This is a genomic window from Bradyrhizobium liaoningense, from assembly GCF_018130785.1.
In the GTDB taxonomy this organism is placed as follows: domain Bacteria; phylum Pseudomonadota; class Alphaproteobacteria; order Rhizobiales; family Xanthobacteraceae; genus Bradyrhizobium; species Bradyrhizobium liaoningense_A.
The window spans coordinates 537,862-559,705 of record NZ_JAFCJT010000001.1; the positions used below are offsets into that span (position 1 = coordinate 537,862).

General features: G+C 59.4%; 19 protein-coding genes. 17 read left to right on the top strand and 2 right to left on the bottom strand.

Annotated elements, in window-relative coordinates:
• Window positions 1-86: 86 nt before the first annotated feature.
• Together JQ627_RS02445 and JQ627_RS02450 are read left to right on the top strand one after the other, a co-directional pair.
• Entirely contained in the window at window positions 87-1,094 is a 1,008-nt protein-coding gene (locus tag JQ627_RS02445) for an NAD-dependent epimerase (RefSeq protein WP_212482553.1), read from the top strand.
• A gap of 403 nt (window positions 1,095-1,497) precedes the next feature.
• Window positions 1,498-1,734, top strand: a complete 237-nt coding sequence (locus JQ627_RS02450; protein WP_212482554.1) for a DUF6894 family protein — start codon at window positions 1,498-1,500, stop codon at window positions 1,732-1,734.
• Window positions 1,735-1,839: 105 nt separating this feature from the next.
• Here JQ627_RS02450 and JQ627_RS02455 read toward each other — a convergent pair whose 3' ends face one another.
• The gene (locus JQ627_RS02455; RefSeq protein WP_212482555.1) at window positions 1,840-2,532 is read right to left on the bottom strand and encodes a response regulator transcription factor; all 693 of its coding nucleotides are present in this window, start codon (window positions 2,530-2,532) and stop codon (window positions 1,840-1,842) included.
• 579 nt (window positions 2,533-3,111) lie between these two features.
• Between JQ627_RS02455 and JQ627_RS02460 the strand changes: the two genes are divergently transcribed.
• A complete protein-coding gene (locus JQ627_RS02460) occupies window positions 3,112-3,918 on the top strand; it encodes a response regulator transcription factor (protein ID WP_212482556.1) in 807 nt (268 codons plus the stop codon).
• Window positions 3,919-4,225: 307 nt separating this feature from the next.
• Window positions 4,226-5,473 carry a hypothetical protein gene (locus JQ627_RS02465; RefSeq protein ID WP_212482557.1) on the top strand — a complete coding sequence of 416 codons (1,248 nt, stop codon included), beginning with the start codon at window positions 4,226-4,228 and terminating at the stop codon, window positions 5,471-5,473.
• A gap of 18 nt (window positions 5,474-5,491) precedes the next feature.
• Here JQ627_RS02465 and JQ627_RS02470 read toward each other — a convergent pair whose 3' ends face one another.
• Window positions 5,492-6,490, bottom strand: a complete 999-nt coding sequence (locus JQ627_RS02470; RefSeq protein WP_212482558.1) for a glycosyltransferase family 2 protein — start codon at window positions 6,488-6,490, stop codon at window positions 5,492-5,494.
• Between the two features lie 531 nt (window positions 6,491-7,021).
• Between JQ627_RS02470 and JQ627_RS02475 the strand changes: the two genes are divergently transcribed.
• The 13 genes from JQ627_RS02475 (at window position 7,022) to JQ627_RS02535 (ending at window position 21,642) form a co-directional block, all read left to right on the top strand.
• On the top strand, window positions 7,022-7,774 hold the full coding sequence (locus JQ627_RS02475) for an FkbM family methyltransferase (RefSeq protein WP_249142885.1): 753 nt from the start codon (window positions 7,022-7,024) through the stop codon (window positions 7,772-7,774).
• A 258-nt stretch (window positions 7,775-8,032) separates the two neighbouring features.
• Window positions 8,033-9,337 (top strand): lipopolysaccharide biosynthesis protein, encoded by a 1,305-nt coding sequence (locus JQ627_RS02480; protein ID WP_212482560.1) that lies wholly within the window; start codon window positions 8,033-8,035, stop codon window positions 9,335-9,337.
• 192 nt (window positions 9,338-9,529) lie between these two features.
• On the top strand, window positions 9,530-10,447 hold the full coding sequence (locus JQ627_RS02485) for a thioesterase domain-containing protein (RefSeq protein ID WP_283817067.1): 918 nt from the start codon (window positions 9,530-9,532) through the stop codon (window positions 10,445-10,447).
• Entirely contained in the window at window positions 10,407-11,411 is a 1,005-nt protein-coding gene (nadE, locus tag JQ627_RS02490; RefSeq protein WP_212483145.1) for an NAD(+) synthase, read from the top strand. Before JQ627_RS02485 ends, nadE begins: the two co-directional genes overlap by 41 nt.
• A gap of 5 nt (window positions 11,412-11,416) precedes the next feature.
• Window positions 11,417-13,444 carry an asparagine synthase (glutamine-hydrolyzing) gene (gene asnB / locus JQ627_RS02495; protein WP_212482562.1) on the top strand — a complete coding sequence of 676 codons (2,028 nt, stop codon included), beginning with the start codon at window positions 11,417-11,419 and terminating at the stop codon, window positions 13,442-13,444.
• Window positions 13,441-15,003, top strand: a complete 1,563-nt coding sequence (locus tag JQ627_RS02500) for a class I adenylate-forming enzyme family protein (protein ID WP_212482563.1) — start codon at window positions 13,441-13,443, stop codon at window positions 15,001-15,003. The genes asnB and JQ627_RS02500 overlap by 4 nt, the downstream gene beginning before the upstream one ends.
• 50 nt (window positions 15,004-15,053) lie before the next feature.
• Entirely contained in the window at window positions 15,054-15,332 is a 279-nt protein-coding gene (locus tag JQ627_RS02505; RefSeq protein ID WP_212482564.1) for an acyl carrier protein, read from the top strand.
• A 330-nt stretch (window positions 15,333-15,662) separates the two neighbouring features.
• On the top strand, window positions 15,663-16,379 hold the full coding sequence (locus JQ627_RS02510) for a sugar phosphate nucleotidyltransferase (RefSeq protein ID WP_212483146.1): 717 nt from the start codon (window positions 15,663-15,665) through the stop codon (window positions 16,377-16,379).
• Window positions 16,380-16,424: 45 nt separating this feature from the next.
• Window positions 16,425-17,564, top strand: a complete 1,140-nt coding sequence (locus JQ627_RS02515; RefSeq protein WP_212482565.1) for a DegT/DnrJ/EryC1/StrS aminotransferase family protein — start codon at window positions 16,425-16,427, stop codon at window positions 17,562-17,564.
• A complete protein-coding gene (locus JQ627_RS02520; protein ID WP_212482566.1) occupies window positions 17,561-18,298 on the top strand; it encodes a sugar transferase in 738 nt (245 codons plus the stop codon). The genes JQ627_RS02515 and JQ627_RS02520 overlap by 4 nt, the downstream gene beginning before the upstream one ends.
• A gap of 12 nt (window positions 18,299-18,310) precedes the next feature.
• The gene (locus JQ627_RS02525; protein WP_212482567.1) at window positions 18,311-19,351 is read left to right on the top strand and encodes an NAD(P)-dependent oxidoreductase; all 1,041 of its coding nucleotides are present in this window, start codon (window positions 18,311-18,313) and stop codon (window positions 19,349-19,351) included.
• 67 nt (window positions 19,352-19,418) lie between these two features.
• Window positions 19,419-20,690 carry a polysaccharide biosynthesis/export family protein gene (locus JQ627_RS02530; protein WP_212482568.1) on the top strand — a complete coding sequence of 424 codons (1,272 nt, stop codon included), beginning with the start codon at window positions 19,419-19,421 and terminating at the stop codon, window positions 20,688-20,690.
• A 289-nt stretch (window positions 20,691-20,979) separates the two neighbouring features.
• On the top strand, window positions 20,980-21,642 hold the full coding sequence (locus JQ627_RS02535; protein ID WP_212482569.1) for a helix-turn-helix transcriptional regulator: 663 nt from the start codon (window positions 20,980-20,982) through the stop codon (window positions 21,640-21,642).
• Window positions 21,643-21,844: the final 202 nt, after the last annotated feature.

The window sequence follows — 21,844 nt, forward strand, 5'->3', positions numbered from 1 at the left end:
AGAGATGCGTCGCGGCTGAGAGTTAACTTGATGTGACCGATGGCGTCTTCTCCGCCGCTCGAAGCTCCACCTAACCTGGACAGCGAATGTCATCGCACTCAGAACAAGTTGCCGACGACGTTCTGCTGACCGGAGCAGCTGGCTTCATCGGTTTTCACGTTGCACGTCGGCTGCTCGATGAGGGGCGCCGGGTCGTCGGATTGGACAACATCAACAGCTACTACGATCCCGCCCTGAAGCGCGCCCGTCTCGACATTCTGCGCCGCGATCCGCGTTTCTCCTTCGTGCAGATCGATCTTGGACATCGGTCGACGATGGCCGAGTTGTTCGCAAAGCATCGCTTTGCGAGAGTGATCCATTTAGCTGCTCAGGCCGGCGTTCGGCATTCGATCGATCAGCCGCACGCCTATGTTGACGCCAATCTCGAAGGATTCCTGAACATCCTCGAGGGCTGCAGGCATAACGCCTGTGGTCATTTGATCTACGCATCATCATCGTCCGTCTATGGCGCCAATACCGAGTTGCCATTTTCGACCCAGCATAAAGCCGACCACCCCGTCAGCTTCTATGCCGCGACCAAGAGAGCCAATGAGCTGATGGCCCACTCCTACAGCCATTTGTACCGGCTCCCGGTCACCGGCTTGCGCTTTTTCACGATCTACGGCCCGTGGGGCCGGCCCGACATGGCGATATTCCTGTTCGCTGATGCGATCGTCAAAGGCAAGCCGATCAAGCTCTTCAACCACGGCAGGATGCGGCGCGACTTTACCTATATCGACGACGTCACTCGCGTCGTCTCGCGCCTGATCGAGCGTGCTCCGGAGGATAACGCCGATGCGGCGGGCGCACCGGCCAAACTCTATAATGTGGGCAATAACCGCCCAGAAGCGCTGATGCACGTCCTCGATTTGCTCGAGAAAGAGCTCGGACGAACCACAGCGAAGGAGATGCTGCCGATGCAGCCTGGAGATGTTCCGGAAACGTTTGCCGACGTTGGCGATCTCATGCGCGATACCGGTTTTTCGCCCTCTACATCTATCGAGACCGGCATAAGCAAGTTCGTCCGCTGGTATCGCGAGTACTATGAGATATGACCCTCCTGGAGATGATGGCCTCCAAAAGCCATGCGGTCCGCAGCTTCCCGCCTTCACCCAACCGACTGAGTATCGGTTGCACCTTCGCGGCGGTCTGTGATGGACAAGGCGGGGGGCTTGCGAAAAGATCGCGGCCCCGGCGGGGGCATTGGGATTCGCAAGGCCGGGGCCGCAACGCTGCGCCGAAGTGGGCTCCGTCGACGCAGCATAATCGTAGTCCTCAAGAAGCAACTGTTCATTCTGAATTTGTGATCATGCAGATCAACGTCGGAGTACCCATCAATGATGATGATGCCCTCCTAGAATAGCAGCTTGCGATGCCCCCTCTGCGGTGCGAAGTCTCAATCGTGATGCGGGGGGCTCGCTGCAGTCATCGGAATATTCGCGCTGTCCGGAGACACCCATGCCGCGGTATTTCTTTCATATTCACGACGGCCATTCAGTACTCGATGATGTCGGGCTGGAGCTCCCCGACATTTCCGCGGCACGAACTACAGCGATCGAACTGAGCGGCGAGATCCTCAAGCACGACGTGATGGACCCACTCCTGCATGCCATTTCCTGGCAGGTGGAAGTCAGCGACAGCCCCGAACTTGGCGGCCGGTCGCTCTTCGTCCTTCAGTTCTCCGTCGAGGGATAAGCGACCGAATACGCGGCTTTGCCGGCGCTTGTGGCGCTGTAGCTGTTCGGCTGCGCGTCGGCGAAATGCCCGCATATCGCGCTGCAGACCGCGCGAGATGATGTTTTAGCGCTCCCCGGCCACCGGATCCGATCCAGCATGCGCCGGCTTGTCCTGTGCTGAATTGGCGCGGTCATCCTGCGAGATGGCGAGGGCAGCCAGCGCCGTGCGATTGCCGATTTCAAGCTTCTGGAAAATGTTGTGGAGGTGCACCTTGATGGTGCCGTCTGCAATGTTCAGCCGGCGGCCAATTTCCTTGTTGGACAGACCACGAGAGACCAGGCGCATGATCTGCCGCTCGCGCTCGGTGAGCACCGCAAGCGAACTTTCCGGACTCGTACTGTGCTCGCGAGGCGCGGCCTGATCCGTGGGCGACAACGGAACAACGGTCTGGCCGTTGGCAATGTCTCGCAAGCATTGCACCACGGCCTGGCCTGTCATCTCCTTCAGGAGGACACTGTGCCCGGCGGGGGCGCCCGCCAAAACGAGATCGGAATCCTCGCTGGCAGCGAAGAACACAAAACGCGTTGGTCGGTTGTTCGAATGGCCGAATGAATTGTTCATCAGCGCGGTCAGCTCCGGCATTGCCGCATCCATGATCGCAATGTCGGGCGCAAGCTTCAAAATTGCCTGGATGCAGCTCGCGGCATTGCCGCAGGATGCGACGATCTCGAAATCGGATTCTGAACCGAGGACAGTTGCGAGACCTTGCAGAACCATCGGATGTCGGTCTGCAATCACCACAGTCGCACGACGCATTGGGCGCTCCTTAGCCTGCCGCCCCCAAATTCCGGCGATTGAAGCTACAGGCCCGCCCTCGCCGCTCCAATATGATTTACCACCAACAAATAGACTTCCAGCAATTCCCTAAAAGTGCCATTTGGCGAAACGAAACCTATGAGGCAAATAATCGCACGAGTCTGTGATCGCAATATACATCAAGTTCGCCGGATCAAAGGGCCGTATGAATCCGGTGATCAAGACTCGCAACTGCCGGCGCACGGTCTATCGATCTGGCAAGCTCGAAAGCATCGCGACGGAACAAGGCTTTCGCGAACGGTCCCACCCGTTCAGGGCGAACATTCAAAGGTTGAATCAATATTCTCATTCGCCCCCAAGTCAATCTCCAATAGCCGTTCACCACCAGCTTAGGGACCAATCGGCCTATAACGAAAGGTATATAGGCAAGATCGAAAGATCGAATCTAACCTTCAGCAATTGTTAACTAAACGGCGCCCGGCTTCTGTAAATCAGAAAAAACGGGCCAAGTGACGCTTTGTTCTTTTCCTGCGTGTTGTTCATTCAAGTTGTATCATTGCGTTGGTTGCGGAGGGTAAGATGAGGAGGCGGCAATCCAGCAAAGTCGTTTTGATTGGGCGAAATATTTTGCTGCGAGAAGGAATTTCACAAATACTGCATGCGGCAGATTTTCAAATTGCAATATCGGCCTTGAGCACCGATGAAGTAGCAAGCACACTCCAGGCACATCAGCAGCTCCTGTTTGTGATTATCCACAGCACAGGCGAATTTGATACAGCCCTGAAGCACATCGGATTTGTAAGAGAGCACTATCCAGACGGGCGCGTAGCGATTGTTTCGGACCACTACCGGCCGGACGAGCTGATCTCGGCATACAAGGCCGGCGCCAGCGGCTATTTCGTCGACGTCAATTCATGCGACGCTTTCATCAAGTCCATCGAGCTGGTGACGATGGGCGAGACGGTGTTTCCACCGGCTTTCCTGTCATTCGTGCTCGATAGCGGTCTCGATCGCGAGCCTCAGCTTCAGCCAGCGATCGAAGAGCGATCAAATCTCCTCGTTGCGGCCGAGGAGCGGATAGCGCCTCATCTGTCGCCGCGAGAGCGGGCGATCCTCTCCTATCTGATCGAGGGCAATTCCAACAAATGCATTGCGCGAAAGATCGATATTGCCGAGGCGACAGTGAAGGTTCACGTCAAGGCGATCCTGCGCAAGATACGGGTCCAGAACAGGACGCAGGCCGCAATTTGGGGAATGAACAACGGATCGCTGGTGCGGGTCTCGAATGGTCACCCGCTGGCGTTGTCTATCGATCGGGAACCTACACTCAGCCTCGTGCCTGGCGGCCGCGGACGTCACGAAGTCGGGGCCTCCGAATCGGACTAGGCCAGCCGATCGGTCTGGCGTCCGTCAAACCCTCAAGAAATGCCGGGCGGCGCCTGGACGCGCCGCCCAACTAACTGCACCGGACTGATCGATCGAGAGGATCAGAATGCCCGTGGATCGGCAACGTTCGCGAGGCGTCTCCTGCATTCAAATGATGCGCGTTGGGGCTCAGCAGCTAGAAAGCATCGTCGAACCAGTATTCCTGGTCGCCGCAGGAGCCTGGTGACCGGCAAGCATCGAACCCTATATCGGTCGCTTGCCCACCTGGATGATCCGAGCCCCCTGCTTGCCATGGAGCAAGATACGGATGTCTCCGTCCCTCTACACGCGAATTAGGCTGGCCGGCGCCGTGGTCGTCGTGCTTGCATTGGCGGGCATCGCCGCCGCACAGACGCTTGCAAAGACCAGGCTCACTGTTGCCAGCAGCATGAACTTGCCCGACTATCTCGTTCCGGTCACCGACCCCGACACCGGCGCCACGATCGTCCGGATAACGACCCCGGGGCCCCTGGGCGCTGGCTTGGCGTGTCAACGAGCCTATTGCACCCACCGATATTCGAGCGCGCAGGCCTGGAATGCCGACCAGACCCTGCTTCTGATCGCCAACGGCTGTAACGGGCTCTGCTTTCTTGACGGACGGACATACGTTCCATTGTTCCGTCGGCAACGCGAAGACGAGTGCGAATGGCACCCGCGCGATCCCGAGCGCATGATCTGCGTGATCGGGCGCAAGATCTCGCTCTGGACGCCGCGAACCAACGCCGAAGAGATCATGCTGATGGCCGAAGGCTATCGCGGCCTTCAGTTCGGACCAGGCAAGGGCAATCCTTCTCAGGACGGCCGGCGCATTGCCGTCCGGGGCACGCGCGCCGACGGGGTCGTCGTCGCATTCGCGTTTGACCTCGTGAGCCGACAGAAGTTTCCGGATATCGAGGTGGGAAAACTGCCCGGGCGGGACGGCGTTTGCGAGATATCTGCCCTAGGCAGCTATGTCAGATGCAGCCGATGGGTCGACGGAAAGGATGAGGCATTCATCTTTACCGTCGCAGGCGATCTGGTGCAAAGCTGGACCGAACATCATCGTCCGAGTCATGGCGACATGGCCGTGGACGCTGACGGACGCGAGGTATACGTCGGAATCAGCAAATCTGATCCCGACATATACCAGGTGATCAAGCGCCGGCTGGATGACGGCGTGGTTACCGCCCTTGCTCCGCGTGGAGAGGCCTCGCATGCGTCCACGCGCGCGATCCACTGGCCCGGCTGGGTGATTCTAAGCTACGGTGGCGATCCAGCCGAGATCGCCCAGCTACCGAAGTTTGCGCCCTTCGCTCGGGAAATCATTGCTCTGCGAATTGACGGCAGTGGCGAATTCCGACGCATTGCGTACACACGCAACGTCCCGCACGACTACTGGAGCGAGACTCACGGTTCGCCGTCGCCCGACGGTTCCCAAGTGATCTGGTCAAGCAATTGGGGGGTAGCGGGCGGCCCCGTGTTTGACTTCGTAACACGTCTCGATGCCCCTGATCGGACCAGCGCCTTGTCCCGTTAATGATCAGCGGCGGCCCCGTCAGGCGTGACCCACGCGAGCTAGTGAGCCCGCCGCCGATGTACGCGCTCGCGCCCGGATCGCCTTGTTGGCTGCCTTGATAACCGAGGGGCGCAGGATCTGGAGCGCGTCCCGGATGGTCGCCCCCCAGGACTGGTGACGAAATCTTCCGCGCAATCTTGCAACCCGCAGCGCACGCACGACCGTTTCGGGATCAGGAAGCCCTTGCTTGTCCTCGACCAGGCTCCAGGTCAGATTCTTGAGATCAAGGGTCTCCTCATCGATCTGAGAGTACGATTTGGAAGCGGTGACGTTCTCGTGGTCCGTCATATCGTAAAAGATCAACCCGTCGTCGATCGCCACCATGTCGCCATGACAGGCGAGGTCGACGAAGAACAGCTGGTCCACCCCCCACCTGATCGACTTGTAGTTTCGCATCAGACAACCCGCCTGGACGACCTCGCTGTTGATCAGCAGGGTCGACGGCACAATTCCCAGCACCCGGGTCTTGCCGACCAAATAGAGATCCGTCAGGCACTGCTGGCCTGAATACAGCGTGACCTGCCCTCCCCGGCGATATTTTATGCCTTCATCCTGAACGAGATGAGATGTGGAAGTCATGAACGCAGCCGTGGGGTACGCCCTCGCCAGTTCCGCAAAAGTCTCGAGCGATCCCGGCACGAGCCAGTCGTCGTCATGCAGCACTTTGATCCAGTGGCCGCGACATGCGAGCATCGCACTGTTCGTATTCTCAACCTGCCCCCGTCCCCGGCGGTTCTCGACAATCCGGATACGGGAATCGCTCCGCGCGTATTCAGACAGAATGCTCCAACTGACGCCCTTTGGGCCTTCGTCGTCGCTGATCACCATTTCCCAGTCGGAGTAGTTCTGCTGCAGCACGCTTTCAATCGCACGGCGTATCATATCCGGTCGACGGAAGGTTGGTATGGCCACCGAAATCATGGGGCGTGCGTCCAGATCTCTACTGCTCTCCGCCCCGTCGAGCTGCAACAGGTTCATCGCTTTTCCCTCAAGCTCAGTTCATTTCATTCAAGCAGTCGACCCTGATGAACCCGCGATCGGCTCCGCAAAACACCGACCTCATCGCGTTGCACCGCGTCCTTCTTGATAAGCAGTGAACGTCAAGACCGACCGAATTACACACGACGAACGCTAGGTAGCGGCATGGGCCTGGTCATCCTTCATTCGCATGACGATGATTATCCTCAGACCCGACGTCTCGAAGCGGCCAGCTTGGTCGGCAGGATCACGGCGGAGCCGGGAGATCCAGAATTCGACCGATCGATACCATCATGCAAACGAAGGATGGCCAGGCGCTCCGGTCGGCCTAGACTCTGCCGAGCAGCTAACCGCTAGACGCTAGAGATGGGTGGCCCCTTGCACAAATTGCATCAACTGCTCGCTCGAGTTCGAGAGGAGCCCGACAAGGCTCGGTTCCTGCTATCGCGCGGACTGTGGGTGAGCGGACTGTGCCGCTTTATCACCTTCGGCTTTCCCGCCGGATACAGAATGCGTTTCTATCCCAGCTCGATGTCCGCAGGACTCTGGCGCAACCGGAATCTTCGCGCCGAAGATGCCGACTTCGTCGGATCTTACCTGCAACCCGGAGAAACCTTCGTCGATGTCGGCGCAAATGTAGGACAGCTGAGCCTCGCGGCCGCCATGCGCGTTGCCCGGTCCGGACGAGTCATCGCTATCGAAGCACATCCGCGCATCTGCAAATACCTGCTGGGCAACATTCGCCTGAACGGATTGACCGTCGAGGTCCACAACACGGCGGTCGGCAGCACGGATGGCGAACTCGTCTTCACGGACTTTCGGAGTGATGACATGAACTTCGCATGCGCTACTCCTCCGCCTGGCAGCGCGGCGCTCCGAGTTCCAGTACGAACCCTCGATTCGATCGTCGAAAATCGGGCAGTCGACCTTCTGAAAGTCGATGTCGAAGGGTTCGAAGTCGATCTTCTCAAGGGCGCCGCCCAGACCATTTCCAATTGCCGATGTCTGTACATAGAGGATTCTGAGCTCAACCTTCGGCGGGCCGGCACCTCGCGTGCGGAGCTGTATGACCGACTGACCGATCACGCGTTTGAGCTCTTCCATCTCAGGGCGGGACGACTCGAGCCAGCGTCTCCTCACATACCGGGGCCGGACGACGATAACCTGATCGCCGTCAGACCATCCGCCTTGTCGGACCTGCTCGCGCGGACTGGCCTTCGGCTTGCACAGATCACGTCCCCATCGCCCGTAGATCAGCGTCTCCCGTCGGCGCGGCTTGCGTGAGCATCCATCATCCGCCCACGGGCCACGCGCATCACAGCCGGGTTCCGGCCCCACGATCGGGCTCCATGCGTCACCTATTCCGCAAGCGCGAGCTGTTCATGCAAACCCTCTTTCGATTCCGCGACACTTCATTCAACGTCGTGCGAACGAATGATGGCGCGAACCCCGCTCCATCCTACGATCGAACCGAAATAGATCGCACATTCGTCGCGACGATCTTGCTTTTTTGAAATGAATTCTGGACCGAGGAAGTTCATCATGGCCGCGAAACCGGCGACCGGTCCGACGCGGACAGGAGCCCTTGTTCGTGCAGCGGCGGGCGTCTCCGCCCTTGCACTCACCGGCCAGCTCATGCTCGTAGCGGCCATTCCCATCCTCACCCGGCTCTATTCGCCGGAGGATTTTGGAATCTTCACGATCTATCTCTCAATCGTAAACATCCTCGGTGCGATGGCCGGGCTTCGCTTCAGCACGTCTCTATATGTGGTTGAGGACAGACCTCACGCGCTGGTCGCGCTCAAGCTCACACTCGTGGCGGTCTGCTTTACGACCTCTGTCGTTCTCATCGCAGGGTACCTGCTGTCCGACATGGCGCCGGGACGACTGCAACATCTTACCTACCTCGTACCCATCGGGATGGCTGCGGTCGGCGTTGCCGACGCAATGAACTGCTGGTGCCTACGCTTCAATCATATGCGTGATTTCGGCATGGGCCGCCTCATCCTGCCGGCGACGATGGCATTGCTCCAGGTGAGCTTCGGCCTCGCGCACCTCGGGGACGATGCAATGATCCGAGCCCACATCCTGAGCCAGGCTGTGCTGATCGCATTTCTCTGCGTCCGGCTCCTGAAATGGGAGGACATCCGCCGCGTCGCGCAAGCCTCGTGGGGTTCGGTCGCGGCGACGGCGCGGCGAGAGTACAAGTTTCCCCTGTTCGAGCTTCCGTCGGCCCTTGCGGGATTCGCGATCATCAATCTCCCCGCAATCTTCATAGGCTCGCTGTTCGGTACCGCATTCGCCGGGCATTTTGGCGTCGCGGCCCGTCTCGTGACCGGTCCGGTCACCCTGATCGCCTTGCCGCTCAGCAATGTCTTCGTCGCCGAGGCCAGCAAAGACTTCGATCGTCAGCATCTGCTCGGCACCGCATGCGGCCTGTTGGTCGTTGCGGCCGGCCTGATCGTTCTGCCGGTGCTCGGCCTTGGATTCGTCTCCCCCTACGTCGTCGTTCCGCTGCTCGGCGCATCCTGGATACCTACGGGTCAGATCATGGGCGCCCTGGCGCTCATGTGCGCCGCACAGGCCTTGTCGACGCCCATTCAAGAAGTTCCGACTCTTTTCCGTCGTCAGGAACTGCGTCTGCTGGTCGACCTTGTGCGAGCCGTGTTCGTATTTGCCCCGCTTCTCATCGGTGCTCACCTCGGCCTCGACCCGTTGCAGGTGATCTACATGATGGCCGCCGGAGGAGCTACCGGCTACGCCTTGGGAATTATCGTGGCGCTGTTTCTCTTGAATGGGCCTGGTGGCGCGCGGACGTCGGGCGCACCGGTCAATGGGCCCGTGTGACCCAGAGGGTCGAAAGAGTACGCCCCGAACTTCGCGTCCGCTTGAGGAGGCGGGACATGGACGACAGATGCGCTGGGGCGAAAATAACCAATTTCTTGGGCGCGACCATATGCTTCATGCAAATGAATGATGAGAGGATTTTCAACGTCTTCATACTCCAATTTCGGAGTTAGGTCGGTCGGTTGCATTCCAATGAAACTACGGCCATTGATTGATACAGGCGAGGATTTGGCTTCTCCGCCCTCGTCCATTGCGGCGGCGGCCCCGCCCGTGCTTTTCCTACTACCCGGCTCACTAGGTTATGGAGCCAGCCTCGCCGCTCTGACAGCCTCGATGCGCGAAATTGCACATGTCGTTCCGATCCGCTACCCGGATCTCGGCAAGATATTGCAGGGTCAGGACAGCGTTTGCGATATGGCTGCTGCTGCCGTGGAGCAGATCAATCGCGTCCAGCCGCGGGGCCACGTCAGACTTCTTGGTCATTCGCTCGGTGGGGCCGTCGCTTTCGAAGTCGCGACGCGAATGTATGCATCCGGCCGGTCGGTCAAGTTCTTCGGAATTCTTGACACCAGCCTGATGGGCGAGCGCAGTTCCGCATGGGAGACGTTGAGCCGCACGATCCGTCGAATCCGCAACAACCGGGTAACCGCGTCTCGGATGGTCTGCCGGGCCCTCGCCAAAGTAACCGTCGCGATCGGCCGTGAAGCTAAACTGGCTCGGATGATCGACCGCCGTGCGAAGGGGCAGTTCGACCTTACGTCTTTCAGGCTCAAGCAGGAATTGCAGGAAGTCTTGCGCGCGAAAGCCTACTTCCGCTGGTTGGCGGAGCCGAAATCGATGCTGCCGATTTCTGCCGTTCTGTTCCGATGCAAGCGAAACAAAATGCCGCAAACCCTGGGGTGGGACCGTGCGTTCGCCCAGATCGATGTCGTCCCAAGCGCAGGTACTCACACCGATCTGGTAATGCCACCTTACCTCGCAATGAATTTGCACCTCGTCCAGACGGCGCTGTCACAGACTTACTCACCAACCGAGTTTCCTGAGAGAGAGGCGGATTGTTCACGTGACCATGCAAGCAGCTCACAGCCAAACCGAACCCGCGTTCAGTAAAGACGCCCTGGTCTTGGACGCGCCATTGGAGGTCGCTCGCATCGTCGCGTTCTTGCGCGACCGTGTCCTTGGCGTGCTTGGACGACGCGGAGCCATCGTGGGACTTTCCGGCGGCATCGACAGCTCCGTGGTCGCAGCGCTTTGTGCGCGCGCATTTGGGAATACTAAGGTCCTCGGGCTGCTCATGCCCGAGCGCGATTCGTCTTCCGACTCGCTGAGGCTCGGCCGGACCGTGGCTACGCAGCTGCGCCTTACGACGGTTGTCGAAGACATCGCACCGGCTCTCGAAGCATTGGGCGCATACCGCCGGCAGCGAGAGGCGATCCAAGCCGTCGTACCCGAATACGGAATAGACTGGAAATGCAAGCTGGTACTCGGCTCGGGTATCGAGCGCGCCGGCATCAACATTACTCGTCTGACCGTACAAGCCCCGAACGGCGAAACCTCCACCGTGCGTCTTCCGCCGGAGGTCTACCTGCAGATCGTTGCCGCAACCAACTATAAGCAGCGGGTCCGCAAGATGACCGAGTACTATCACGCGGACCGTCTCAAGTATGCTGTCATAGGTACGCCAAACCGGCTCGAGCACGATCAAGGCTTCTTCGTGAAGCAGGGCGATGGGGATGCGGACGTCATGCCGATTGCGCATCTCTACAAAAGCCAAGTCTACCAACTGGCTGAATACCTTGGCATCGACGAGGAGATCAGGCAACGACCGCCGACATCCGACACATTCTCGATGCCGCAGAGCCAGGAAGAGTTTTATTTCGCTGCCCCCTATCGATTGACTGACGTTTGCATGTACGCGGTCAACCACGGCATTTCCGCTGACAACGTGGCCGAGGCCGTCGGTATAGCCGCAGCGCAGGTGCAGATGGTCTTCAAGGACATCACGTCCAAGCGTCGGGCAACGCGCTATCTTCACACGCCGCCTCTGCTCGTTGATGCGGTGATCGAGGACTAGGCGGCATGTGCGGCATCGCGGGCATCGTGGCGCTCAGTGAAAACGCTCCGAGTCCTTCGCGGAGAGCGCTCTTGCGGATGGTCGGGGCGCTTGCACATCGCGGACCCGACGAGCAGGGCCTCTACCGGGACCAACGCGCGGGCCTGGCGCACGCCCGGCTCTCGATCATCGACATAGCGGGCGGACAACAACCTCTCTCCGATCCTGGCGGGCCCGCCTGGATCGTGTTCAATGGCGAGATCTTCAACTATGTCGAACTGCGCGAGCAGCTGATCTCGCTCGGCCATCGCTTCCGCACCCGCAGCGACACGGAGGTCGTCATTCAGGCCTATCGCGCCTGGGGCGAGGCAGCATTCGAAAGGATGAACGGGCAATGGGCCCTTGCCATCTGGGATGCCGCGGCCAGCCGCCTCGTCTTGTCCCGCGACCGGACCGGAATCTGTCCGCTCTATATCTGCGACCATCAAGGCCACCTTTACTTTGCCAGTGAGATCAAGGCTATCTTCGCAGCAAATCCGGCAATCCATCGGGCGCTCGATCCAGCAGGCATCGACCAGACCTTTACTTTCTGGAGTAGCGTGCCGCCACAAAGCGTGTTTCAGGGGATCATGGAAGTCGAACCTGGTCACGTCCGCAGCTACGTGCGCGGCGCGGTTCGGGACCGCGCATTCTGGACTCCGTGCTATGCTACCCGATCCGACGAGCATTGCATGTCGTCCGCCAGCTGCGATGACGATGTGATCAATCTTGTGCGTAACGCGCTTGAAGCGGCTACGGCGTTACGAATGGTCCGGTCCGACGTCCCTGTGGGAAGCTATCTCTCCGGTGGCCTCGACAGTTCGCTTGTCGCGGCATTGGGGAGCCGGTTTGCAGGCAGGCGCTTCCAGACGTTTTCCGTGCGCTTCACCGACGCTGAGTATGACGAGACCTCCTATCAACGCCTAATGGCCCGCACGATTGCGAGCGAGCACCACGAGCTCATGGTCTCGCGGCAGGATATCGCCGAGGTATTTCCCAAGGTCATCTATCACACCGAGCGTCCAATTCTGAGGACCGCCCCTGCCCCGCTGTTCCTGCTCTCAAAACTCGTACGCGAGCGCGGCATCAAGGTCGTCCTGACCGGCGAAGGCGCAGATGAAATGTTCGCCGGCTATGATGTGTTTCGGGAAGGCAAGATCCGCCGCTTCTGGGGCCGCCAGCCGGCCTCAACACGGCGAGCCGCCCTCCTGAGCCGGCTCTATCCCTACATCTCGCGATCGCCGGTTCACACGCAGGCCATCGCGCTGAAGTTCTTCGGACACGGCATTTCGGCCCCAGATACCCCCGGCTTTGCTCATTCTCCGCGTTGGCGCAGCACGAGCGCGATCAAGCGGCTGTTCTCCAAGGATATGCGCGCGGCGACTTCGCGCGCGGATCCGGTGACCGAATTGCTCGATCGTCTGCCGCCGGATTTTTCCCGCTGGACGCCGCTTGCACAAGATCAGTACCTCGAGACCAAAACGCTCCTGGCCGGATACCTGCTCTCCTCTCAGGGAGACAGGATGCTGATGGCGCACTCGGTCGAGGGACGCTTTCCATTCCTTGACGACGACGTGGTCGAACTCGCGAATTCCCTTCCCGACGCCTGTAAACTTCGCATCCTTGACGAGAAGCACGTCCTTAAGCGTGTCGCGCAGTCGCAGATTCCACCCGAGATCGTCACACGGAAGAAGCAGCCCTACCGGACCCCCAATGCGCTCTGCTTCTTCGACAGGAATGCCCCCCCTTATGTGGACGAAGCGCTCTCGGGCGCAAGCGTCCGCGCCGCGAACATCTTCGACCCGATGGCGGTCGAGCGGCTGCGCGCCAAGTGCCACGCTCATGCGCAAGCCGGCGATGGTGACTTGTCCAATTTCGACAACATGGCGCTCGTCGGCGTCTTGTCCACCCAGCTCCTGTACCAGCAGTTCGTCGCGGACCGGCCGGAAGAATCGCACCGCCTCGAGTTCCGCGTTGACGTCGACCACCAAGACGTATCGGGAGCTTACGCATGATGAACGATCCTGTGCCGCTCCTGCACGACTACCTGATCCACTCGGCTCTTCAAAACCGCGCGAAGGTCGCGCTGGTATGCGACGGTCATCGGGTCACCTACGACCAGCTCGAGGCGTGGTCGAATGTGGTCGCGCATCACCTGGTTGAGGCCGGCGTCGAGCGCGGCGACCGTGTGATGATCTTTGCCGACAACACCGTCGAGGCAGCCGTCAGTTTCTGGGCCGTCCTCAAGGCCAATGCGGTCGTATGCCTTATCAATCCTCTCACGAAGCCGGACAAGCTTGGCTATCTCCTCAATGACTGCCAACCGACTGCGCTCATTACACAAACGCGCCTTTACGCAACGTTCGGCGGACCTGCACGACAATGCCCTTCCTTGCGCCGCGTGATCGTGTCCGGCCCTATCGGCGACGCCGATTTGAACGCACTGCCCCATGCCGTGCGATGGAATACTGTAACAGCCGCCGAGTACGACGCGGCACCCGCGCGCCGCTGCATCGATATCGATCTCGCCGCTATTGTCTACACCTCGGGCTCGACCGGTGAGCCCAAAGGGGTGATGCTGACGCACCGGAACATGATGACGGCGTGTACGTCGGTTGCCTCATATCTGGATGTGCGTGACGATGAGGTTATCCTCAACGCTCTGCCACTCGCCTTCGACTACGGCCTGTATCAGATGATCATGGCCGTACGCGCTGGAGCGCGTCTTGTTCTCGAGCGCTCGTTTGCTTTCCCCGCCGAGACGCTCCGGCGTGTTGCGGAAGAGAAGGTTACGGGCTTTCCCGGCGTGCCGACGATGTTCTCGACTCTGCTGCAGCTCGAGTCGTTGAAGAATTACGATCTATCCAGCATTCGCTACGTGACAAGCACAGGTGCCGCACTACCGGTCCGGCACCTGCTCCAGCTGAGACACACCTTCTCCGGCGCACGCATCTACTCCATGTACGGTCTTACCGAATGCAAACGCTGCACCTATCTGCCGCCGGAAGATCTCGATCGGAAGCCGTCGAGTGTAGGAATTGCCATTCCAAATACTGAAATGTGGATCGTCGACGAGCGTGATCAACGGGTCGGCGCCGGCATCGCCGGACAGCTCGTGATCCGCGGCGCGACAGTCATGAAGGGCTATTGGCGAAAGCCCGAAGCTACTGCGAAGAAGCTCAAGCCCGGACCGCTTCCTGGCGAGCAAGTGCTGTACACTGGCGACTACTGCCAGATGGACGCCGACGGATATCTGTATTTCGTCAGCCGGAGCGACGAGGTCATCAAATCACGCGGTGAGAAGGTCGCGCCCAAGGAAGTGGAGAGCGCTTTGCTGGACATTCCCGGCATTAGAGAAGCGGCAGTCGTTGGCGTTCCCGACGACTTGCTCGGCCACGCGATCAAGGCGTTCGTTGTCATCGACCTGGGGCGGCCGATCGACGCTAAGCAGATCCAACGAGAGTGTCAGAAGCGCCTCGAGAGTTTCATGGTCCCCAAGTACGTCGTTATCGTGCCGGAACTGGCGCGCACGGATACGGGCAAGATCAACAAGAGGGAGCTCATCACCGGCTAGCTTGTGGACGGCAAAATCGACGCATCGCTATCATATGGAGCACCAATGCAATGACACTGGTCTTGGCACCCGACCGCTACAAGGAGCAAATCCGCGCGTTTCTGACCTCGAATTTCTACATCAGCGACATCGCGGCGTTGAACGACGATGCTTCCCTGCTCGACCAGGGGATCATCGATTCGACCGGAGTTCTCGAGGTGGTCGGGTTCATCGAGACGACCTTCGGCATCGCCGTCGACGACAACGAGATCCTGCCTGAGAATCTCGATTCCATTCAGGGCATGGCACATTACATCGCGAGCAAGGTTGACTTGGCCGCCGACACCTGACCTACCGGCTGGCTCGGCAAGGCGGAAACGAGCTGTCCGACTCGATCGCGGTTTGGCGCCCCGGGATTCACTCGGTCGCCGAGCGCGGCGCTTTTCGCTCTTCGCGAACTTCCGCATTAGTCCCTTAGTCAAGTGAAACCCGCGTCTTCCCGAGAGGTACGCCTCGACTGCACGACCGCGTGCACAACCCGCCGGCATTCTTCTGCCGTCCGATTCCAACGCTCTCATGCAAACGAACGAAGACGCAGGCGTGGTTTGCCCCTACTTTTTTCCTGCAAAGCATTTCTCGTTTTTTTTGAAGCGTATTTTTTTGAGTACAGGGAGGTTCAGATGAAAGCGGTAGTTCAATGCGGCGGCAGAGGAACTCGACTTCGTCCACATACGTCGATTTTGCCAAAACCTCTCATGCCAATCGGCGCCCGTCCCGTCCTCGAACTCGTTCTCAAATGGTTAAGACGGAACGGGATCGGAGAGGTCTTCGTCACCACCGGCTATCTGGGCCATCTGATCCGTAGTGTCTGCGGTGACGGCAGCCAGTGGAACATGCAGATCACCTATACGCAGGAGCTCGAGCCGCTCGGCACGATCGGACCATTGTCATTGCTGCGAGAACAGCTCAACGAGCCGTTCCTGGTCCTCAACGGCGACGTCCTGACAGACCTGAACCTGAACCAGCTGATCCACAATCACCGAAAATCCGATGCCAACATCACCATCGGAACTTCCGTTCGAAGCACGAAGATGGACTTCGGTGTGATTGATGAAACCGATGGACGCGTGACCGGATTTCGCGAGAAGCCGGAGCTGATGAACCTCGTCAGCATGGGAATCTACTGCATGAATCCGGTCGTCCTCGAGCGCATTCCGTCGGGCGTCCCGTTCGGATTCGACGACCTGATGTTCCAGATGCTCGAGGAAGACGCCCGCGTTAACGTCTTCAAGCACACCGGCCTGTGGCTCGACATTGGCCGGGTCGAGGACTTCCTGAAAGCCCAGGACATTGCGTGGGACGAGCAATCGCCTGCATTCGCAACTGCGGCTGCGTGATGCAGCGTCGCCCTTCGCACAGGGAATGTACGGGAAGAGGAACACATGCTGTTGGTATCAGAACCGGCCCTGGGAATTGACGAAAAGGAAGCTCTTGCTGCCGCGATCGACAGCGGCTGGATCACCATGGGGGATCGCGTGCGGGAGTTCGAGCAAACGTTTGCTCGCATGCATGACGCTGATGACTCGATTGCCGTCGGATCATGCACGGCCGCACTTCACCTCATCCTGCATGCCCTCGGGGTCGGCCCCGGCGATGAAGTCCTCGTTCCATCTCTCACGTTCGTTGCCACGGCTAATGCCGTGCTCTACGTCGGAGCACGGCCCGTGTTCGTCGATGTCCAATCCGGGGCAGTTCCCCTGATGTCCACGGCCGACGCGCTCCGCAAGTGCACTTCGCGGACGAAAGCGGTGATCCTCATGCATTTTGGGGGCTACCTCGCAGATCGAGAGGAGTGGCAGGCCTTCGCTCGCAGCAAGGGTCTGCTCCTGATCGAAGACGCCGCGCATGCGCCCGGCGTCAAGGGGGTCGGCACGTTTGGCGATGCGGCCGCGTTTTCCTTCTACGGCAACAAGAACATGACGACTGCTGAAGGCGGCGCAATCATAACGCGTCACCGGATCTTGAACGACATGATCAAGCGCGCCAGGTCGCATGGCATGACTACCAACACGCGCCAGCGGCTCGTCAGCCGCAGCCCCGAATACGACGTGACGCTTCTTGGATTCAACTACCGCATGGACGAGTTGCGCGCCGCAGTCGGCCTGGTGCAGCTGCGTAAGTTGGCAGGTTGGAACGACACCAGGCGGCATCTGTCGCTGCACTATCGGCGGCGCCTCGCCGAGCGTTGCCCTTCGGTCCTGGTGCCATTCAACGCGTCGTGGGTATCGGCCCACCATCTAATGCCGGTCGTCCTCCCTGCGGCAAGCGCTCGGCAGCCCCTGATCGAGCAGCTCAGCAAGCGCGGCGTTCAGACGACCATTCACTATCCTCCGGTGCATCGGTTGACGTTCTACCAGGATCAGTATCCGGGCATCAGCCTACCCAACACCGAGGATTTTTGCGGACGTGAGCTCACCTTGCCGCTCCATCCCGCGATGACTCTCGCCGACGTTGATCACGTGGCAGACAGCCTCGCAGATGGACTTCAGGCAACCTGTCCCGCGGAGGTCGAACAGGCATGAGCGAAACGGTCAATGCAGGATGTGCTGGGCCGGCAGCTCCGGCCGTGCGTTTGCGGCGCGTCATCGATGTCCTCGGTGCCGGGACGGCCATATTCGTCTCGCTGCCGATCCTGCTGGTTATTGCGCTTGCAGTTTGGATCGAAGGCGGGCGACCGATACTGTATTCGCAACTTCGTCTCGGGCTGAACGGGTCGCCGTTCCGCATGTACAAGTTCCGGAAGTTCAGAGCCGATTGCGACGATCGCGGAAGTCCGCTCACGATGGTGAATGACAACCGCATGACGACGATCGGCGGGCTGCTGGCTGCATTCAAGCTGGATGAGCTACCGCAGCTCTGGAACATCCTGCGGGGTGACATGTCTTTCGTCGGCCCGCGACCCGAGACCCTCGTATTTGCCGACTGTTTCAGGAACGGGTTCGAAAAGATTCTTGAGCACCGGCCAGGCCTCGTCGGGCCGTGCCAGGTTCTCTTCCGGCATGAAAATACGATGTTCCCGCCGGACGGCAATGTGGCGGATTTCTATCGGGAGGTTCTGTTTCCCGCCAAGGCGAAGATCGACCTGGCATACTATTCCAATCGAACCGTCACGTCCGATCTCCGGTGGATCGTTCAGGCCGCCTGGATCGCCGTGGGGGAGCCGCTTCTCAACCGCATGCGAAGACCCCGACCGGACAGCCAGAGCGGCATAGCGCCAAATGGCGGATCTCTCGGTGCGAACTCATTTCAAAAATAGACGGGTGCTCAAATGGCGACTGAAAAGCGAACTGTTCTTCTCGTAGGTGGTGCTGGTTACGTGGGCTCAGTGATCACGGGCCATCTCCTGAGAAAGGGTTGGCACGTTCGCTGCCTGGATCAGCTGATCTACAAGAACGAGAGTTGTGCCTGGCCTTATCTGAGCGTTCCGCAATACGAGTTCATGCAAGGCGATATTCGCGATGCTCGTTTCGCTGCTCAAGCATTGAAGGGCGTGGATGACGTCGTCATCCTGGCTGGGCTCGTCGGCGATCCGATCACGAGCAAGTACCCCGACGAAAGTCACGCCATCAACCGGAATGGCGTCGCGTCCTTCATCGACGCGATGCAACACCATCCGGTCGACCGACTCATTTTTGTGTCCACCTGCTCGAACTATGGGCTGGTGGAAGAAGACAAGGCCGTCGACGAGAATTACCCGCTCGCGCCACTTTCCCTTTACGCCAAGCACAAGGTGGAGATCGAGCAGAAGATCCTGGGACTCAAGGGAAAGGTTGGATTCCATCCAACGGTTCTCCGATTTGCGACGGCGTTTGGTCTTTCCTCGCGAATGCGCTTCGATCTCACGGTGAACGAATTTGTGCGTGAACTCCATCTGGGAAAAGAACTTCTGGTATTCGATCCCAAGACCTGGCGTCCTTACTGCCATGTTCGTGATTTTGCCCGCGCGATCGAGGAAGTGCTCCGCGCGCCCACCAACAAGGTCGCATTCGAGGTCTTCAATGTGGGCTGCGAGGAGAACAACTTCACCAAGCTGATGGTGGTTGAGGAGATCCTGAGGCACATTCCGCGATCGAAGGTGACCTATCAGGAGCGCGGCGCCGATCCCCGGAATTACCGCGTGAATTTCGACAAGATCCGACGGGTATTGAATTTCACGCCTGAAATCAGCGTTCAGCAAGGGATCGGCGAAATCCTCGCCGCCTTGAGCCAGGGCCTGTTCGACCACGTCGAAGAACAGAGGCACTTCTTCGGAAACTACGAGATCTTTCTTCCGACCGCCCGCATCCCGGATTTGAAGAGGGCCGTTTGAGAAGTATCCGCGATCGTTATCCCCAAATTGCGAGCGGCGAAGGCTCGGTTGCATCGGGAGTTCGTCCATGAAATGCAAGAAGCAAGGCAAGCCCTCTTCCACCCTCCTGCTGGGTTCATGCGCAGCGGTTCTGTTTTTCGCGACAAGTGGGCTATCCTTTGCCGCTCCATACAAGCTCGGACCGGGTGATACCATCGAGATTTCGATCGGCGGCCTCCCTGATCAACGCAATCGCACGCAGATCCAGATCGACGGCACCATCCCGCTTCCGGGAGGTGGGACGGTAGAAGTTGCGGGCCTGACCCCGGCGCAGATGCAGAGCCGCATCGAGACGCTGCTGCAAGCACGGATACTGCGTCAACGCCTGACCGACGGACGCGACCAGGCATTTGTGGTCAAGCCCGGCGACGTCATGGCAAGCGTCGTGGAATATCGGCCGGTCTATGTTTCCGGAGATGTGCTCACGCCCGGACAGCAGACGTATCGGGCTTCAATGACCGTGCGCCAGGCCGTGGCAGTCGCCGGCGGTTTCAGCCTGCTGCGATCGCGGGGCATGCAACCCGGCGCCACCGATCCTGCAGATCTTGTACGGGACTACCAATCTCTCGCCACCGAATACACCAAGGAATATTTCCATATCGTCCGAACCGGCGCGGAGCTTGATGGTCGCGACACGTTCGACGCCACGCCTCCAAGCGACATTTCGCTGCCCGCGAGTGTGATCGCTTCGGTCGTTCAAGCCGAGAAGGACTCTCTGAAGACCTCGCAAAGCGACTACCGCACGGAACAACGCTTCCTGGACGACGCCGTAAAGCAGACGGACGCGCAGTTCGCTACGCTCAAGAAGCAACAGGAAGGTGAAGAGAAGGGCGTGCAGGCCGACGAAGAGGAACTCGAACGGGTCATGAAGGCGTTCGGCTCCGGCCTGCTGGCAAGTCCTCGTGTCAGCGAAAGCCGGCGCGCCCTGTTGCTGTCCTCGACCCGGCGCCTGCAGACGAGCGTCGAGCTCATGCGGCTACAGCGTCAGCGTGAGGACTTCGTGCGGCAAACGGGGCGTGTCACCAGTCAGCGCACGATCAATCTGCTCAGAGAGCAGAAAGACTCGAATGTTCGTTTGGCGGACCTGCGCGTGAGAATGCAGGCGCTCAGTCAAAAATTGCAGCCTATCGGCGGCTCGGGTGCCATCCCCGTCAATTCAGGCGAGCTCAATCCCGACGTGGTCGTCGTGCGGCGGCTCGGTCAACAGTGGGACAGGATACCCGCATCCGTCGACTTCGACGTGGAGCCAGGCGACGTGATCGAAGTCACACTGCGCCCTCAGGCGGCCTTCTCGAACTGAGCACGAACAGAGGTACTCCCTTCAGAGTAAACAGGGCGCTGCTTCCGGAGTAGCTTCCGCATACCCCCATGGCTACTCCCGCGAGGCTTAAACCCGCCTTGCTACCCCTTCAACCCGCCTTGCTACCTCTTCGTTGATCACGACCGGGGCGATGCCCGAAAGATCGGCGACTTTCACCCCCTCCGACGGTTGCGGGGTTACCCCCCATTCAACGTTTACAGGCTTGGCAGAAGTTGGGAATCTTTGTGGCACGTTCACTCCATCGGGTCAGCGCGGCCGGGGGAATAAAATGTTGAACTTAAGCCAAGCATTGCCAAGGTCTACCATTGCTCTACAGCGTCATTCTTCTGAATCGATATTCAATATTTCCGGTCCCGTTTCATCTGCTCACTCTGAAGCCCAGAACCCCAAGCAGGACGGCTTGCGCGGGGTGCTCGCGCGGATCGGCTGCGGACAAGTCTTGCTCAGGCGCGGCAAGGTCATCGAACTCAGTCCGGCCGGCCGCGCAATATTGGAGCGCGAAGCGCGCGTGGATGCGAGCCACGAAACGCTCTATGGCGCCGTCAAGCAACTGGTCCACCGCGCCGGCGCACAGTTTCCGGCCGGCTCGACTTCCTGGTTGGCAACATCCACCAAGGAAGGATTTACCGCGCTGATCAACCAGGTCGCGAATGCGTGGTCCGACGAGACCATCGCATTGATCCTGCTGGATCTCGACGCGCATCCGGAGCCCTCACCGCGGACGCTTCAGCGGTTGTTTGGATTCACCGCTGCCGAAACTCAGCTGGCTCTCGAGTTGGCGCGAGGCAACAACCTGATCGACATTGCTCGTTCGCGACGATTGAGTCGAACGACAGTACGCTCCCAGTTGGCTTCCCTGTTTGTCAAAACACAGACACGCCGGCAGGCAGACCTGATCGCGTTGCTGGGCCGCCTCGCCGTCCTGCCCTAGCGTGGACGCGGAATACGGTGTCGCGTTGTCTCGACTGGTTGAACATCGACGTGCTTCGCGGCGCGTTCAGCAAACATGCACTCGCGCCGCGTCGTCATTTCAGCCCTGTTCGAGCACGTCCGCCAACCGCTCACTTCCGCTGTCATGCGAATGAATGAAGACAGCCCGCGGCCACGTCCTAACCTGATCCTGTCAAACTTTC

Coding starts and splice junctions, on each gene's coding strand:
- JQ627_RS02445 (WP_212482553.1), top strand. CDS start 87: ATGTCATCGCACTCAGAACAAGTTGCCGACGACGTTCTGCTGACCGGA.
- JQ627_RS02450 (WP_212482554.1), top strand. CDS start 1,498: ATGCCGCGGTATTTCTTTCATATTCACGACGGCCATTCAGTACTCGAT.
- JQ627_RS02455 (WP_212482555.1), bottom strand. CDS start 2,532: ATGCGTCGTGCGACTGTGGTGATTGCAGACCGACATCCGATGGTTCTG.
- JQ627_RS02460 (WP_212482556.1), top strand. CDS start 3,112: ATGAGGAGGCGGCAATCCAGCAAAGTCGTTTTGATTGGGCGAAATATT.
- JQ627_RS02465 (WP_212482557.1), top strand. CDS start 4,226: ATGTCTCCGTCCCTCTACACGCGAATTAGGCTGGCCGGCGCCGTGGTC.
- JQ627_RS02470 (WP_212482558.1), bottom strand. CDS start 6,490: ATGAACCTGTTGCAGCTCGACGGGGCGGAGAGCAGTAGAGATCTGGAC.
- JQ627_RS02475 (WP_249142885.1), top strand. CDS start 7,022: ATGTCCGCAGGACTCTGGCGCAACCGGAATCTTCGCGCCGAAGATGCC.
- JQ627_RS02480 (WP_212482560.1), top strand. CDS start 8,033: ATGGCCGCGAAACCGGCGACCGGTCCGACGCGGACAGGAGCCCTTGTT.
- JQ627_RS02485 (WP_283817067.1), top strand. CDS start 9,530: ATGAAACTACGGCCATTGATTGATACAGGCGAGGATTTGGCTTCTCCG.
- nadE (WP_212483145.1), top strand. CDS start 10,407: ATGCAAGCAGCTCACAGCCAAACCGAACCCGCGTTCAGTAAAGACGCC.
- asnB (WP_212482562.1), top strand. CDS start 11,417: ATGTGCGGCATCGCGGGCATCGTGGCGCTCAGTGAAAACGCTCCGAGT.
- JQ627_RS02500 (WP_212482563.1), top strand. CDS start 13,441: ATGATGAACGATCCTGTGCCGCTCCTGCACGACTACCTGATCCACTCG.
- JQ627_RS02505 (WP_212482564.1), top strand. CDS start 15,054: ATGACACTGGTCTTGGCACCCGACCGCTACAAGGAGCAAATCCGCGCG.
- JQ627_RS02510 (WP_212483146.1), top strand. CDS start 15,663: ATGAAAGCGGTAGTTCAATGCGGCGGCAGAGGAACTCGACTTCGTCCA.
- JQ627_RS02515 (WP_212482565.1), top strand. CDS start 16,425: ATGCTGTTGGTATCAGAACCGGCCCTGGGAATTGACGAAAAGGAAGCT.
- JQ627_RS02520 (WP_212482566.1), top strand. CDS start 17,561: ATGAGCGAAACGGTCAATGCAGGATGTGCTGGGCCGGCAGCTCCGGCC.
- JQ627_RS02525 (WP_212482567.1), top strand. CDS start 18,311: ATGGCGACTGAAAAGCGAACTGTTCTTCTCGTAGGTGGTGCTGGTTAC.
- JQ627_RS02530 (WP_212482568.1), top strand. CDS start 19,419: ATGAAATGCAAGAAGCAAGGCAAGCCCTCTTCCACCCTCCTGCTGGGT.
- JQ627_RS02535 (WP_212482569.1), top strand. CDS start 20,980: ATGTTGAACTTAAGCCAAGCATTGCCAAGGTCTACCATTGCTCTACAG.